The organism is Paenibacillus sp. 79R4 (genome assembly GCF_013393165.1).
Taxonomy (GTDB): Bacteria; Bacillota; Bacilli; order Paenibacillales; family Paenibacillaceae; genus Fontibacillus.
Window position 1 is genome coordinate 135,904 of sequence record NZ_QJOT01000002.1, and the last position, 15,588, is coordinate 151,491.

Here is a 15,588-nt window from a genome sequence, read left to right on the forward strand (position 1 = left end):
AGTTTGTTATGTTATGAAAATTCAAGGCATTAATCATTTATGCTTTTCTGTCTCGGATCTGGATAGATCGATTGAGTTTTATGAAAAGGTATTCGAAGCCCGAATATTGGTAAAGGGAAGAAAGCTGGCCTACTTCGATGTGAATGGGATATGGATTGCCTTGAATCAAGAGGAGGTTGAGCGTAACACGACCGAACGGACTTATACTCACATTGCTTTTACAATAGAAGAGTCCGATTTTGAGCTGCTGATATCCAGGCTGACCGCATTGGATGTAACATTGCTTCCCGGTCGGGAGCGGGATGAGCAGGACAAACGCTCGATATATTTCCTCGATCCCGATGGTCTATGTTTGAATTCCATACGGGTAGCCTGCATGATCGTTTACAATATTACAGGGCGGAGAAGGAGCATATGATATTTTACGAACAATCGGATAAGAAAAAATAACTTGGCCCGGTGAATTCAGGCTTCGACGCTAAAAATTTTTTCAAAGTTGCTTCACAGCCATGCGAATTTTATGAAACCCTCTTAGGGAAAAACTGGTATAAAGCGGGCGCACATGAGCCATGCTAACATCATCAACAGTTGACTAGCTTTCGATGAGGAAGGGGTTACTCCGATGAGATGCCTGGCATGGGGCTTGAATACACTGCTGGCCGTGCTGCTCCTTAGCGGGTGTGGTTCAGGTTCGCAGCAGATCGTGAAGCAGGAACTCGACAGATACAATATGAAGAGCTATCAAGAGGGAAATGATCGGCAATTGGTTAGCGGAACGACATTGAACAGCGCACTTCTCAAATCGCTTCAGGCGGAGTGTGCCAGCCGAGGAATCAGACTGACCCATGAGACGTATGCGGAAGCCTTGAATGGAGGGATCAGCTACAATTATTATATCAATGGCGATGCCCGGCATTTTCTGATTTTCAATGTGTATCCGAGCGAGCAGGATCGGATCAATGAAATATCTGAAGTATATGGTGCAGGTACGGCCAAGGATGAAGCCTACGTGATCGAGACGAAGGGCAAGGTAGCTTTGATCTATGCTTCAAGCGGGCAGAAGAAAAGCCAGTATAGCGCTGAGCTCAAAAATGTCTTCCAACAGGTATTACAGCAGATCAATGAAAATTCGCTGTAAACTAATAACAATCCCCCTGGCAGGCGGTTTATCGCCTAGCAGGGGGATTTCTTTTGCAGAGGCCTATCTCTTATGAATTTCATTCAAAATATGCGGCAACTCCGGAATAATGATCTTTTCCATCGCCAGCTTAACAGCGGCCTGGGAGCCTGGGATGGAGAAGACAGCCATACTGCTGATCGTTCCGGCGATCGCCCGGCTAAGGATAGCGGCAGAGCCGATATCTTCAATAAAGCTTAAATGGCGGAATAGCTCTCCAAAACCGGGCATTTCTTTGTTAAGCAAGCTGCGTACTGCTTCATAGGTCATATCTTTTGGAGCGATCCCGGTTCCGCCACTGAGCAGGACGACATCGATAGTTCGGTGTGCAGCGGCTTGCCGCAGCAATTGGCGGATTCCATCGTAGTCGTCTTTGACAATTGTATAATCCACAACATTATATCCGTTCGCTGCAAGCAGGTCCTGAATAAATTGTCCGCTGTAGTCATTACTCTTATCCCGGGTATCCGACACCGTCATAATCAGGCAGTTCTTGCGAGACGGCGCTTGGCTTCGATGTTCGTCAACTGATCGTATCATATCAATTATCCTCTCTAACGTGATGTTATCTTTCTATTTTATCATATTCCCTTAACTTCTTATTAAGTATTAAACACAGAAAGTTGCGTGATTCTATAGCATAGTGTAAACTCGCATTCATGGAAAATAGTTCTTATAGGGCGCGTTGGTCGCTGTTTGTGTTATCATAACGCTTCGGTGGGAAGAAGCCAGGCGCTTTTTGAACAACTCTTTATAGAGAGCGAGGAATGAAAAAGATGAATAAAGCAACGCCCATTTACATATTATCGGGATTTTTGGGCAGTGGGAAGACCACGCTGCTGCAGCACTTGATTGCCAAATGGAAAGATGAAGGGCTTAAGCCGGCTGTCATTATGAATGAGATTGGTGAAGTTAATCTGGACGGTCTGCTGATTGGCCCGGAGGTACCGATGGCGGAGATGTTGGGCGGCTGTATATGCTGTACGATTCGTGGCGATCTAAGCATGCAGCTCTATGAGTTGATCCAGGGGGAGCAGCCGGATGTGGTAATTATAGAAGCCACGGGAGCGGCCAACCCGATGGAGATTTTTGATGCGGTCTCGGAATCATCCTTGCTGCTGAAGCTGGATATCCTTCCGATGATCACTGTGGTGGACGCAGCCCACTTAGCCGCCTTGTATGAAGCGCAGCAAGGGAAAACCTATCGTCTGATGATTGAACAAATCCGCTGTGGATCATGGCTGATTCTGAATAAAGCCGATCTTGTCTCTGCCGATGTGCTTCGTGAACTCCAAGCTTTGCTGCAGCGGCTCAATCCCTATGCCCAGGTGATCACAGCTGAGAAATGCGAGGTGGATATCGAGCTGCTGTTGAGTCGAAGTGAAGTTGATGCAGGTCCGGATACGCATGCTCATCTTCGTAGAGATGATGGTCAAGCCATTGAACATAGTCTTGAGCGAGACAAACATGCAGACGATAGGGATCATGTCCATACGCATGCTGATGATCATAAACATCCTGATCATGAACACCATGATCACGGGTCCCATCCGGCCCACCACACGCACGAGCATGTTACAGTCTATACGCATTATTTTACAGGTCCAGTGAACAGTGTTGATTTTGAGAAATTCATTAAGGAATTGCCGAGAGAGGTGTACCGTGGCAAAGGTATTTTGCATTTCTCCGACACTTCCAGCCGGTTTATGTTCCAATACGCTTATCGGGAAGCAGACTTTATGAAGATTAATCCGCAGGGAAATGTGCCGGATGTGGCTGTCTTTATTGGCGAGCACTTTGATAAGACAGCAATTGCAGAGGGGCTTAAGAGCCTGGAGGAGCAAGCAGCGCAATCCTAAGTGGCAGTCCAAGCAGGGGGCTGAACAGATGGGTCAATCCTGGCATTTTCCCATTTTCGTAGCTCTGGTATAGCGGTTATAGGTGCGATACAATAAGACAATAACAGGAAATTTTGTGGGGGAAGGTTGCTATGAAAGAGAATTTTGTACCGGGGGATGAGAATTCCAAGGAATTGTTCACCTATTTTGGGCTTGCGGTATATTATTCACAGGCACTGGAGCAGCAGCTGGCCAATTTGATCATGGTAATGAAGGTGTCGCAGGGAGATATGCAAAGCGCGGAACAGTTTAACGAGAACTTTCGCAAGAAGCTCAGCAGTTCGCTTGGCCAATTGGTGAACGAAATTCAACATCATTTTTCTTTTACGGACGAAGAGTCGGTGAAGCTGAAGGCCATCTGGAAGCAGCGCAATTATATCGTGCATGATTACTTTAAGCTTAGGATTCATGAAGCGTTTGACAAGCAGGGCAGAGAGGCGATGATTAAGGAGCTGCGTATCTTTTGCGAGGAAGCCAGGATGATGGAGATCAGACTGCAGCAATATGCAGAGCAGTTATTCAATCAGATTGATCCGGATAAATAGTTTTTACCCGCATGACCCGTATTAACAGAAAACAGCCCCTTATTAATCACTAATTAAGAAGGGGCTGGAACTATACGCTAACTCTTTATTTCCCTTTGGTAAAAGTCGTACAATTGATGAATAGAAGAACTTGATAAGATATGGCTGGCTTGTTCAATTTTTTCACGTTTCCAATCGAACCAGCGCATTTCTTTTAACTTTTCGATTTCTTCGTCGGTAAAGCGTTTCTTTATCTCCTTAGCAGGATTGCCGCCTACGATGGTATAGGGTGGGACATCCTTGGCAACAACCGACCCTGCAGCAACAATGGCACCTTCACCGATGGTTACACCGGGCATAATCATGGCGTTCATACCAATCCAGGCGTCACTTTCAATGATTGTATCCCCTTTAGGTTTGTATGAAGCTTCAATGTGCTCTACAAATGGATACACGGTAATCCACTCCGGATGATGATTGTGATTGCCACCCATTAAAATAATTACACCACTTGCTATGCATACGTAATTTCCAATGATCAGCTTATCCAGCTGCCAACCATAGTCCTGGACGGGATTAAATAACGCTCTTGATTTTTCATCTCCCCATAGGTACCTTACGCAGCCATCTTCAAAATCATGATGATCGTAATAACCGGAATAGTATGAATATTCGCCTACAGTAATCATGGGGTTGGTGACCAATTCCTTGAGATACTTTATTTCAGACCAATGGTCAAATCGGTGTTGTTTCATTATTTTTTCCTCGCTTCTAAGTAGTATGAATCCCTTTTTACTTAGAAGCTTAGTGCAATAGCTACATTCTTAAACCGTTTCAAACGACGAACCATCGTCCTCATCCTTTTCCTGTTTGTAGTCTGATTTTAACAAACGAAGGATCCGCTGGTCAAACGCAGTGAAAGTCATCGAAAAGGAGGGAGAAGCATGACACCTGAAGATATACTGGACTTTGAATTTGAAAGGTTAAATTATGCCGTGGCGTTAGAGGTTTTTGAGTATCCGCCTGATAGGCATAGACCCGGAAGATTGTTGCGGGGCAATACGTCTTTTTCCCCGAGAGATTACAGCAGAGATGTTCATGCGGCATTCGATGTTGTAAAGGAAATGAAGGAGAAAGGCTGGCTATTTATTTTAAACAATGAAGGAGAGCGGTGGGAGGCAACGTTTTATAGGAACGGAAAGACGAGTATTAACGTGGTAGATGATACTGCTGAAGGTGCTATATGTAAGGCCGCTTTGTTAGCTGTATTAGGGGAAGAGTAGCGATGACAAAGCGGAGGATAGGCAGAGAAGACGCAGGAGATCGAACCTAAAAGGCGTAGATCCTGGCCGATAATAAGAGCAAAGAAGCGGAAAAACAGCATAGGGTGGAGCTGTTCATCACATAATACTTAAGAAGTAAACGTGGTTATCACAGACCGTTCGGATAATTGCCGAGGCACGCGACTTGAGGAGGTGTAATGTGATGAACAAGAAGGATAATGCGAAGCATAGCTCCAAGCAAGTTAAAAAGAAATTAGGTGTTCCAAATCTTGATACGGAATTTGCAGCTGATGAAGATGCAAAAGCCTCTAAAGGTGCGTCCCGTAAGTCGAAGCTATAGTCTGATGAAATTAGACTTGCCTTGATGCGGCAAGAACATAGTGCCTCCCGTCCGGCGGGTGAGAATCCGAAAATCTTGAACTGTCCCACTTGCCTTGATCGGTAGGTGGGTTTGTTGTATATACCAGCAGATGGCGGACTTTCTGTGCTGAATCAGGGTGTGCAGAAAGGTCGCAGCAATATATAGAGCAAAGGTCCAATCATAAATTATGGAAAAATAGTGCAACATTTGGCGGCCAGGCACGTCTATTGGAGCAGAGGTGATCTATCGTGAGAAGGAAGAAATTAAATCTGGCTGTTGCGGCATTTTTATCCGGGTCGCTCCTGCTTGTTCCTGCTGCATCGGCATTTAATGATGTGCAGGGGGACGATGCGCGAATGGTTGAATCCCTGCAGGACAGAGGAATGATCCAGGGGATGACGAAGGATAAGTTCATTCCGCTCGGTAAGGTGACCGGGGCCCAGGGCGTTCATATGATCGTACAGGCATTGGGATTGAAAGCTAAGTCTGAGAACCAGGCGAGTTCGCAAAGCAAAGCTAAAAATTGGCATTGGTATGATGAATCGCTGGCGATCGCGGCGGACAATGGCATCGTATGGCCACAAGGTTTCTCGGTCAGCAAGGAGCTTACACGGGAACAATTCGCCTTCCTGCTCCAGCAAGGGATCCATGCGACCGGTGAATATCCGCTCATCGCCATGCTTATTCAGATCGCGGATGCCGATGAAGTGACGAAAAGTTATTTTAACAGTGTTCAAGCTTTGCTGCTTATGAAGATTACTAAGCTGGATGATGCGGGCAAATTCCACCCCAAACAGCCGCTCACCCGAATAGAAGCAGCAAAATGGATCTACAACAGTCGCGAGTTTGTAGATAATCACGGGAAAGCGGATGATTCGATGCAGGACGAAGTCACGTATAGTGTGGAAAAAGTGAATGATCAGATCAACAAAGTAATTCTACAGCGTGAGAACCAGCCAAATCCAGGTTACGGGATTACGGTTACCAAAGTGGACTTCGGCAAAGATCAGGTAGCAACCATTTATTATGAGCTGCTCTCTCCCAAGCCGGGGCAAATGTATCCACAGGTTATTACGACGACGAAAACGGAAACCTATATTTCCAGCTTCTATAAAGTCGCGCTGGTTCATGACACTTCACCGACGGAGCTTAAACCTATGAAATAAACAATTCGATAGCATAAATGCAAACAGCGCAGCCGAGTCGGGCTGCGTTGTTTGCATTTATAACAAGGCTTCAGATCATTATTTATATAAATAAGCTACGAGCATCTTCGCAAGCTCGGTTTTTAGCAGTTCGACATCGACAATTTGAGGAGAAAAGACAATGATATCCACGACTCTGTTCAGTGTCTCGAAGACGACGACAGAAGCAGCTTCAAGATTGTCCACTTTGAGATCCTCAGGGTTCATTAATAAGTAATCGAGAGTTTTCCGGCGTCCGAGTTCAAATTGTGTATCCATAAGCGTTTGAACTTCAGAATCTGAATTATACATCACGGCCAATTCTTTGTGGAACTTGGTAAACGCCTTGTGAGAGAAAATAAGGCTATCGATAACCTCCCGAATAAAATCAATCTTGTCCATGGAATGTAGGTCAACACCGTCAAGATAAGTATCGATCCGCTCCATGAGAGTATTGTTATAAATAATAAGCGAATCCAAAAATACGTCGCGTTTGTCCTTGTAATAGGAATAGAAGCTACCGGTGGATACACCCGCCGCAGCAGCGATCTCTTTCGTGTTGGTATTATGATATCCTTTCTCGGAAAAAAGCTCCAACGCTGCTTGTAAAATGGCTTCTTTTGTTTTGATGCTTCGTTCTTGCCGCGGTATCCGGATTTTGCTCTCATTATCGGTCACTTCTCCATTGCCCCCTTTGTAATTACGATTGTAGGTGAGAATAATAGGCCTGTCAACAAAAGATGAACTATAGTTCATAATTTTATTGACAAATGTGAAATAAAGTTCATATAATAAAAAGCGAACTTAAGTTCATATTTGTAAAAGGGTGAGGGAGATGAATACACGATTTAGAGCTGTACTGGCTTTTTCAGCCATTTTGTTAGGATATTTTATGGCCTTACTTGATACAACGATAGTTAACATTGCTCTGCCTGAAATGACAAGTTACTTCGGTGGCACGGTTTCGCAAATTTCCTGGGTGATGAATGGTTACAATTTGGCTTTTGCCGCACTGATTTTGACGGCGTCCAGACTGGCGGATCAGTTCGGACGCAAAAAAGTATTTATTTTAGGATTAGTCCTGTTTACGTTGTCTTCTTTGCTATCCGGGCTATCCAACTCGCTTGGCATGCTGATATTGTTCAGGGCAATCCAGGGATTAGCTGGAGCCATCATCGTGCCTGTAACGATTCCATTGACGACGACGACTTTTCCAAAAGAAAAGCATGGGATAATCATCGGTATATGGGGAGCGGTTGCAGGACTTGCCGCAGCCAGCGGGCCATCGCTGGGTGGGATTTTAACGGAAAAACTGAATTGGCAATGGATATTCTATGTTAATGTTCCGCTAGGTCTGTGAAGCATCTTGCTGACCCTTCTGTTCATTAAAGAATCACGGGATGAAATGGCAGGCAAGTCGGTAGATTATGGCGGCATGCTCTCCATTACTGCCGGTATGCTATGTATCACCTATGCCTTTGTTAAAGCAAATGATTATGGTTGGAACTCTGCCGAATTTTATACCTTACTCGGCGCAGGTCTGATACTGACCGCCTTTTTCTTCCATTTGCAGACACGGGGAAAGGAGCCGATGCTTCCGTTGATGTTGCTAAAAATCAAGGAGTTTAACGGCACTTCATTAGCGCTATTTATAGTTGGAGCGGCATTATCCAACCTAACCCTGCTGACATCTTTTTTCCTGACTAGAGAGATGGGAATGACGGAATTAAAGGCAGGTCTGGTATTATCGATATTAGCTGCTGGCTCCATCATCAGTTCCGCAGTCTCAGGGGGATTATCCAATAAATATGGTAGCCGCTGGTTTGGAGTGACAGGGGTTGCGATCATTTGCGGCGCCATCTACGCTATGAGCAACTTGGATGCCCAATCCCCAATAAGCGCTGTGCTGCTTCGGTTATTTATCGCTGGCCTGGGTCTCGGCTTGACACTGGCTCCGCTAATGTCGGCGGGAGTACGTCATGTGCCTGAAGAGAAGGTCGGTATTGCATCAGGTGTAATGAATATGACTAAATCAATTGGTAGCGTATTGGGAGTTGCCATCATCGTTACTCTGCTGCAGCAGAGTATAATCGGGGAGATGCAAACAGCGCAGGTGCGGATTTTAGAGCAAGTGAGAGAGAGTCAGAGGCTAATGCCGGTTGTAAAAGAAGTTTTCGTTGCTGTAGTGGAAGAACAGGCAAGCCGCGCGCAGACCAGATCAGACAGCGAGTTACAAGAGGCAGAGTTGTCTGGTCAGATCATACAGGGGGTGGAGGCAGCGGCCGCCAAGCTTAATGCAGAGCAGCAAAAGATATTTGCTGCTGCTCAGGACGATCAGATGAAGGAAGTGAAGCTATTGCTTGCATCAGCCGGAGCGGATTTGAAGCAAGCTTCTGTCAATGGCTTCCGTAAATCCTTTATTTACGCCAGCTTCATGTTATTGCCGGGGCTTATATTTGCATGGATGAGCGATAAACGCAGAGCAGAAAAAGATTCGGACAAATCGGCTGATCGATCGACGATGAACGTGGCATAGCATAAGCGTTCAAAGTATCTCTCTCGCTAATTTTAGACACAAAGAGCAAGCATCAAGGCGGGTAAACCTTAATGCTTGCTCTTCTATAGTTTTAGTCGTCATTTGCTCTGATTCTGTCAAACCACCCTAAAGCATTACACCATCGCCGAAGCTGATGAGGCAGCGCTGGGAGCGGAGGAGGGAGCCTGTATGTCAGCCGCCCCATGCTGCAGGCGGTACATCTGATAATAACGTCCGCCTTTGGCCAGAAGCTCGTCGTGCGTGCCGCGTTCGACGATTTCGCCGTGATGCAGCAGCAGAATCTGGTCTGCACTGCGAATGGTCGATAGGCGGTGCGCGATGATAAAGGTCGTGCGTCCGCGCTTCAGCACCTCCAGCGCCTCTTGAATGAGAGCTTCGGTTTCGGTATCAATGTTAGCCGTTGCTTCATCGAGAATCAGGATCGCCGGATCGAAGGCCAGCGCCCGAGCGAAGGAGATCAACTGCCGTTCGCCTGCGGATAACGTACTGCCTTTCTCCACGACAGGCTCATCCAGTCCCTTGGGAAGATGGGCCAGAATGCGCGTGGCCCCGACATCTTCCAGCGCTTTCTCTATCCGCTCCCGGGAGATATGCTTGTCGCCGAGACTGACGTTGGAAGCGATCGTACCCGTGAACAGATAAGGATCCTGCAGTACGATGCCCATATGCTGTCTGATCCATTGCTTCGGCAGATCCTTGATAGGCTGCCCGTCGATCGTGATCATTCCTTTTTGCGGATCGTAGAAGCGGAACAGAAGGTTGATGATCGAGCTCTTGCCGGAGCCGGTATGGCCTACGAGGGCAACGGTTTGACCTTGCTTGGCCTCGAATGATATATCCTTCAAGACGTAATCGCGTTTGTAAGCGAATGATACATCCTTAAATTCCACATTCCCTTTATAACGCGGCATCGAACCGTCTGTTACCTCTTCGCCCGGCTCATCCATAAGCGTGAACACTCTTCCGGCAGATACCATGGAGGAATCCAGCGCAGCGAGCTGGTTGACCATCCCCGTGATCGGCTGGAACAGCCGTCCCAGAACATCAACGAAGGCATAGAGGACGCCAAGCGAGATGATGCCGGCTCCGCTAAGCTGCTCCGAACCGAAGAACCATAATACAACGGCAAAGGAGAGGCTGCGAATTACGTTAACCAGGTTATGGGAGGTAAGGGCATTAAGATTAAGCATTTTGTTCTGATGTTTCATATAATCATTATTCAGATTCTCGAACTCTTCCCGCGTCTGATCTTCACGGCGGAAGATACGAATGATCGACATCCCCTGAATCGATTCGTTGATGATGGCGTTGATCTCGCTCAGACGAGAGCGGATGATCGTATTATATTTAGTCGCGAATTTGCGGTACAGCACAACCCAGGCCCAAATGACAGGGACGACGAACAAGCAGATCAGTCCCAGGCGTAAATCAAGCAGGAACAGGGCGACATAGACCCCGAGCATATTGATAACCCCGGAGAAAAAATTGGATAATACCGCGATGAACAAGTCCTTGACTGCCTCGGTATCATTTGTAACGCGTGACACGACCTTGCCGGCTGGCAAATTATCAAAAAAGTGTACCGGAAGGCGCTGAATATGGGCATATACATCAATGCGCAGTTTCTGGATGACTTTATTGGCAGAAGACTGCAGCCAATATGTTTTGCCAAACTCCATCATGATGGAGATCGCCAGAAAGGCGAAATACCAGCCGACCAGTTGGATAATTCCAGGCATCTCAGGCTTGTAGAAGGCAAACAGCTCGGAGGAGCTTAGTTTCTGTCCCGGATACTGCTGAATTTCTCCATTCTTATTCAGCAATAGAGCACCGTCTTGATAGCTTCGTTTGCCGGTCACATCTGCGATCGATTGCTCCACGAAGATGAAGGAAGTGCCTACTTGAAGCAGACGTACTTCATCTCCTTTTGCTTCTCCCTCCGAGAACCGGTCGCCGCGCTTAAAGTACCGGCCATCGAATTTAACGGTCTCCGAACCGCCGGGATGGTTTGTCTCGAAGAAAGGCCGTTCGATGGCAAGCATATGATCGTCGATCATGGAGCGGGCGATGAACGGACCGGCCAAATCGGCGGCTACACCGATTGCCAGCATAACAAGCGCGAGTATAAACGTATTTTTAGCCGTTAAGGCGTATTTAAATAGTGATTTAGCAACATTGGTGTGCAATTCTTTGGATACCTCCTTAGTCGTCCAAGCTTGATTCCACCTGTTGACGTTCGTATTGCTCAAGGTACCAGCCGCCTTCTCGCAGCAGAGTCTCATGGGTGCCTTGCTCTACGATTCGTCCTTTCTCCAGTACAACGATCCAATCCGCATGCTCAATAGCCGATAGGCGGTGGGTGGAGATCAGTGTTGTCTTGCCGGAGCGTTTGCTTCGTATGTTATCGATAATGCGTGCTTCGGTTCGGGCATCTACTGCGGATAAGGCATCATCCAGGATCAGGATGTCCGGTTCGGCAATAAATGCTCTGGCCAGGGATACGCGTTGTTTCTGTCCGCCGGAGAGGGCCACGCCCTTCTCGCCAACAAGGGTGTCCAGTCCATCGGACAAGGTTCCCAGATCCTGGTCAAAGGCGGCGGTGCGTATGGCCTCCATAATTTGCTCATCCGGCGCATTCGGCAAGCCAAACTGGATGTTCTGCCGCACTGTCTTGGAGAACAGAATCTGTTCTTGAGGAACATAACCGATCCAGCCGTGCAGCTGATCCAGGGTGATATTCTGCAGCGGTTCACCGGAAATTCGGATATCCCCATCCCCAAGAGGATATTCATGCAGTATCTGCTTTAGCAAGGTCGACTTGCCGCTGCCCGTTCTACCGACGATACCAAGCGTCTCGCCGCGGCGGATCGTCAGGTCAACCTGCTCAAGATTATTTACCGTAGAGGTAGGGTACCGGAAGGTCACATTTTTAATTTGTATACTGTCAGGCGACCCTACATGCACCGGATTATCGCTGTCCTGTACATCAGGCTTGACATTCAATGTCTCATTCACCCGATCGAGCGAAGCTCCGCCGCGTTGCATGACGTTGATTAGTTCGCCAATCGCGAACATCGGCCAGATCATCATCCCAAGGTACATATTAAAGGAGACAAGATCGCCCAGGGTCAGCTCATTTTGGAATACAAGGTAGATCCCGTAGGTAAGACCGATCGCATAGCTCAGCCCAACGAACAAACGGATCGTCGGTTCAAAATAAGCATCGACCTTGGCAACCGCCAGATTTTTCTTATAGACATCATTTGTAATATCTTCGAATCTTTTCTCGTCATTACGTTCCTGAACATAGGCGCGAATGGCGCGGATGCCGGCAACCGACTCCAACACCTGGTCGTTCATATCGCCGAAGGCGTCCTGGGCCAGCGTGTAGCGTTCGTGAATGATCTTGCCGTATATTTTCATCGCTAATGCAATGAACGGCAGCGGGATGATGGCGGCTAGGGTCAGCTTCCAGCTAATCAGCGTTCCCATAGCGACAAATATGACGGTTAGATAAGCCGTGGAGTCCGTCAAGGTCAGCATCCCAAAGCCAACGGTCGTTGATACGGCACGCAGGTCGTTCGTTGCCCGAGCCATCAGATCGCCCGTACGGCTGCGCTCAAAGAACGGAGGCGTCATCCGCAGCAAATGATTCATGAAGCGGGTACGCAGCAGCCGTTCGACCAGATTGGAGCCGCCAAACAATTTGTGCATCCACACATAGGTAACCATATAGATAAATGCCAATACGCCGAGGATAAGCAAGATATACTTGGTTAGCGAGCCCCAGGTAATAGAGCCGGTGACGATCTCATCAATGGCGTTCCCAAGCAGGCGCGGTGGAGCAAGCTCCACAATGCCGACGAGAATCAGGAAGGTTACTCCAATCAGGTAGCGCTTTTTTTCCCGCCCGAAGAACCATCCTAAATTTTTTAGTACAGAAAACATGTTCAGGTTTCCTCCTTACGTTCAAAATCTCATAGTTCGTGATTAAGGCAGCCTTTTTAGTTTGCATGATTTAGCATCTGCAGTTGAGGAAACCAAACAAAAAGGCATACCGTCAGTAGACGATATGCCTTAAGGATCTCCGCATATACCGCTAACGCTGCTCATAGATGAAGCAGCATGTGGTATGACCGAATTCGATTATATCCATTGATCATGAGACAATGGGGTCCAGTTAATCTATTCGAACCTGCAGGGCTGCTTCGGTATTCAGTTGATGTTGCCCCGTATGGAACAATACAGGATTAGCATTAAAGATAGTCACCGAGATTCACCCTTTCTGGTTTGGTAATAATTTCAATCGATTACTCTGACGATTTTATCACTGGTTTTACAAAGATGTCAATTTAAATTTTTTGGCGCCTTGAGCTGGAGAAGTGGTTTATCAAATCTTCATTTGGCTTTGTAGACAGATTCATCTACAATAAACTTGATAGGAGGGAAAAAAGCTATGCTAAATATTACAAATGAAGCTGCTGAGTGGTTTAAACAAGAACTGGACTTGCAAGAAGGACAAGCTATTCGATTTTTTCCTCGTTATAGTTCTGGCGGAGGGGTGCATCCCGGATTTTCGCTTGGGATTGAAGTTAATGATCTAACGGTTCCCGGATTGCAGACTGAAGCCGGGGGGATCAAGTTTTACATGGAAGAGCGTGATTTATGGTATTTGGAAGGGTATCATTTCAATGTAACTTATAATGCGGACGCCGGCGATATTGAGTACGAATATGAGGCAGCTGACTCCAAATAACGCTCGCTGATGGGGAATACGGATATACATACAAGGCCCGCTCTAGGCGGGCCTTGTTAGATCGTGCTTATCGTCATGCTTACCGAAGCTTGTTATAGAATATATTGTCCTCCATGGCAAAATCAAAATCTCCAATATCGAACACTTGTACAGGAATCTCCGCTTCAATAATGCGGCGAATGAGCTCAAGCTGGTCAGATAGAATCGGGGCCTGTTCCCGTTCGGCGGTAAGAATAATCTCAGTCTCTATCGGATCGAGAAAGTCGCCGAATCGTTCGTTATCGACCGCGTTGACGATGGTCCATACAATATTGTCGCCGAATAGAATGGACGGACTTTTGGACCAGGGAATACTTAGAGCGCGTTCGATTTTTTTGCGATTGAGCGGTTCTTCGAGATAAGTGATAAGCTCATTGATTTTATGTTTGACATGGAGATCATCAGCAGGATCATGCATTAATGGTTCCTGGCTGTTCTGGAATTCATACAGTTCCATGACGGTACTGTAAGGAACGATATACTCCACAGGTGCAGACGGTATTAACAATTCACCGTAAATCGCCACCATCACGGCTTCAATGACAAATCTACGTGACATGATTCTCCTCCTAATGCGGCAACTTGTCTCCATAAGCAGCAAAGGGCTTGTTCATAGGCCTGCTTCTCTGCATCACTTCTATCAGCGGGGCGCGAAGACAATAATTTGATAATAATTAGGAGTATATCACTATTATCTGGGCAAATACAGTCTTCACATAAAAAACTCGGAAACAAAGGGGAGGATGTAATGAGTTCTACAAGTAGTAACTCCGCTTTTTCGTTGTCAGGGGCCACCATGCAATGGCTGCAGGAACAGGCGGGAGCAGGTTCCGTGATCGAGCAGGTCAACGCCTTGAAGGGGGGCATTTCCTCGGCGGTGTACGGGATACAAGGGATGAGGCAAGGGGAGAAGTTCGAATACGTGCTTCGACAATTCACGGATCGCGAATGGCTGGATCACGAGCCGGATCTTGCCGAGCATGAAGCCCAGGCCTTGATTCGGGCTTATGAAGCAGCTGTTCCTTCACCGCAGTGGATTGCCGGTGATTTCACAGGTCAGTGCTGCGGCCTTCCTTCCGTATTGATGACACGGCTGGAGGGTGAGGTGATTCTGCAGCCTCGAGAGCTGCCAGGCTGGATAGAGGGACTGGCGAGGGCTTTGGCTGGACTGCATCAAGCGGATACAATTCCGATGAGATGGAACTATTTCACGTACAATAATATCCATGCGCTCCAGATTCCGGAATGGACCCGTTCTCCAGAAGCCTGGGGGAAAATCATAAAGCGGGTTCAAGGGGATGCCCCTGTATACACACCGCGCTTCATCCATCGTGATTATCATCCGACCAATATCCTGTGGAAGAACGGAAAAGTAAGCGGAATTGTAGATTGGGTCAATTCTTGCTATGGCCCGGCGGGCATCGATACGGGGCATTGCCGTGTGAATCTTGTGCAGCTGCACGGGGTCGAGATCGCGGACGCTTTTCTCGAAGCGTATTTGAACAGTCCGAGCAGTACGGAGGAGGTCGCAGATGTCTATTGGGATATGCTCAGTCTGACCGACTTCCTGTGCGGGCCGCCCGAGGTGTATCAGGGCTGGATTGACCTTGGCTTCACCGGTTTAAGTACACAAATCATCAAAGAGCGGATTGATGAATATGCGGAGAGCCTGGCCGCCAAGCTAGCGTGAATGTGATAAGGGCGAAGGTAGGTTGGGAGAAGAGTGCGTGAAGCAATAAGGGCGAAATGTGATGGGAACTGAATGGGTGAAAGTGACAAGGGCGAAGTTGTGGTGGGAAAAGAGTGCGT

Annotated in this window: 16 protein-coding genes and 1 pseudogene; 11 read left to right on the plus strand and 6 right to left on the minus strand. The window is 47.3% G+C overall.

The genetic code is table 11. The features are described from left to right. The first annotated feature begins 13 nt into the window (after window positions 1-13). Both fosB and DMN77_RS02615 read left to right on the plus strand, forming a co-directional pair. A pseudogene (gene fosB / locus DMN77_RS02610) lies at window positions 14-450 on the plus strand (metallothiol transferase FosB). A 172-nt stretch (window positions 451-622) separates the two neighbouring features. Then, window positions 623-1,138: a hypothetical protein gene (locus DMN77_RS02615; RefSeq protein WP_068780811.1), complete on the plus strand. Its 516-nt coding sequence runs from the start codon at window positions 623-625 to the stop codon at window positions 1,136-1,138. Window positions 1,139-1,201: 63 nt separating this feature from the next. On the opposite strand, the gene DMN77_RS02620 is transcribed toward DMN77_RS02615, so the two are convergent. Next, entirely contained in the window at window positions 1,202-1,717 is a 516-nt protein-coding gene (locus DMN77_RS02620; RefSeq protein WP_068780812.1) for a MogA/MoaB family molybdenum cofactor biosynthesis protein, read from the minus strand. 236 nt (window positions 1,718-1,953) lie between these two features. Here DMN77_RS02620 and DMN77_RS02625 point away from each other — a divergent pair, with 236 nt between their 5' ends. Together DMN77_RS02625 and DMN77_RS02630 are read left to right on the plus strand one after the other, a co-directional pair. Then, window positions 1,954-3,036: a CobW family GTP-binding protein gene (locus DMN77_RS02625; protein WP_179013384.1), complete on the plus strand. Its 1,083-nt coding sequence runs from the start codon at window positions 1,954-1,956 to the stop codon at window positions 3,034-3,036. Window positions 3,037-3,167: 131 nt separating this feature from the next. Next, window positions 3,168-3,620, plus strand: a complete 453-nt coding sequence (locus DMN77_RS02630) for a hypothetical protein (RefSeq protein ID WP_068780813.1) — start codon at window positions 3,168-3,170, stop codon at window positions 3,618-3,620. A 77-nt stretch (window positions 3,621-3,697) separates the two neighbouring features. On the opposite strand, the gene DMN77_RS02635 is transcribed toward DMN77_RS02630, so the two are convergent. Further along, window positions 3,698-4,354: a CatB-related O-acetyltransferase gene (locus tag DMN77_RS02635; RefSeq protein ID WP_179013386.1), complete on the minus strand. Its 657-nt coding sequence runs from the start codon at window positions 4,352-4,354 to the stop codon at window positions 3,698-3,700. Window positions 4,355-4,543: 189 nt separating this feature from the next. On the opposite strand from DMN77_RS02635, the gene DMN77_RS02640 reads away from it, so the two are divergent. The 3 genes from DMN77_RS02640 to DMN77_RS02650 all read left to right on the plus strand — a co-directional run bounded on the left by DMN77_RS02640 (window position 4,544) and on the right by DMN77_RS02650 (window position 6,409). Further along, on the plus strand, window positions 4,544-4,882 hold the full coding sequence (locus DMN77_RS02640; RefSeq protein WP_179013387.1) for a BC1872 family protein: 339 nt from the start codon (window positions 4,544-4,546) through the stop codon (window positions 4,880-4,882). A gap of 202 nt (window positions 4,883-5,084) precedes the next feature. Continuing rightward, window positions 5,085-5,222: a hypothetical protein gene (locus DMN77_RS02645; RefSeq protein ID WP_157259352.1), complete on the plus strand. Its 138-nt coding sequence runs from the start codon at window positions 5,085-5,087 to the stop codon at window positions 5,220-5,222. 269 nt (window positions 5,223-5,491) lie between these two features. Next, on the plus strand, window positions 5,492-6,409 hold the full coding sequence (locus DMN77_RS02650) for an S-layer homology domain-containing protein (RefSeq protein WP_372775250.1): 918 nt from the start codon (window positions 5,492-5,494) through the stop codon (window positions 6,407-6,409). Window positions 6,410-6,487: 78 nt separating this feature from the next. Here the strand turns inward: DMN77_RS02650 and DMN77_RS02655 are convergent, their stop codons facing one another. Next, a complete protein-coding gene (locus tag DMN77_RS02655) occupies window positions 6,488-7,105 on the minus strand; it encodes a TetR/AcrR family transcriptional regulator (protein WP_068780817.1) in 618 nt (205 codons plus the stop codon). Window positions 7,106-7,262: 157 nt separating this feature from the next. On the opposite strand from DMN77_RS02655, the gene DMN77_RS23725 reads away from it, so the two are divergent. Both DMN77_RS23725 and DMN77_RS02660 read left to right on the plus strand, forming a co-directional pair. After that, window positions 7,263-7,787 (plus strand): MFS transporter, encoded by a 525-nt coding sequence (locus DMN77_RS23725; RefSeq protein ID WP_256872205.1) that lies wholly within the window; start codon window positions 7,263-7,265, stop codon window positions 7,785-7,787. Window positions 7,788-7,793: 6 nt separating this feature from the next. After that, the gene (locus DMN77_RS02660) at window positions 7,794-8,963 is read left to right on the plus strand and encodes an MFS transporter (RefSeq protein ID WP_256872206.1); all 1,170 of its coding nucleotides are present in this window, start codon (window positions 7,794-7,796) and stop codon (window positions 8,961-8,963) included. A 134-nt stretch (window positions 8,964-9,097) separates the two neighbouring features. Here DMN77_RS02660 and DMN77_RS02665 read toward each other — a convergent pair whose 3' ends face one another. Further along, a complete protein-coding gene (locus tag DMN77_RS02665) occupies window positions 9,098-11,170 on the minus strand; it encodes an ABC transporter ATP-binding protein (protein WP_256872221.1) in 2,073 nt (690 codons plus the stop codon). A 16-nt stretch (window positions 11,171-11,186) separates the two neighbouring features. Continuing rightward, on the minus strand, window positions 11,187-12,932 hold the full coding sequence (locus DMN77_RS02670; protein ID WP_179013390.1) for an ABC transporter ATP-binding protein: 1,746 nt from the start codon (window positions 12,930-12,932) through the stop codon (window positions 11,187-11,189). Window positions 12,933-13,440: 508 nt separating this feature from the next. Between DMN77_RS02670 and DMN77_RS02675 the strand changes: the two genes are divergently transcribed. Continuing rightward, the gene (locus tag DMN77_RS02675) at window positions 13,441-13,740 is read left to right on the plus strand and encodes a HesB/YadR/YfhF family protein (RefSeq protein WP_179013392.1); all 300 of its coding nucleotides are present in this window, start codon (window positions 13,441-13,443) and stop codon (window positions 13,738-13,740) included. A 79-nt stretch (window positions 13,741-13,819) separates the two neighbouring features. Here DMN77_RS02675 and DMN77_RS02680 read toward each other — a convergent pair whose 3' ends face one another. Continuing rightward, a complete protein-coding gene (locus tag DMN77_RS02680; protein WP_068780822.1) occupies window positions 13,820-14,338 on the minus strand; it encodes an ADP-heptose synthase in 519 nt (172 codons plus the stop codon). A 189-nt stretch (window positions 14,339-14,527) separates the two neighbouring features. Between DMN77_RS02680 and DMN77_RS02685 the strand changes: the two genes are divergently transcribed. Next, on the plus strand, window positions 14,528-15,469 hold the full coding sequence (locus DMN77_RS02685; protein WP_179013394.1) for a phosphotransferase family protein: 942 nt from the start codon (window positions 14,528-14,530) through the stop codon (window positions 15,467-15,469). The last annotated feature ends 119 nt before the right edge of the window (window positions 15,470-15,588 follow it).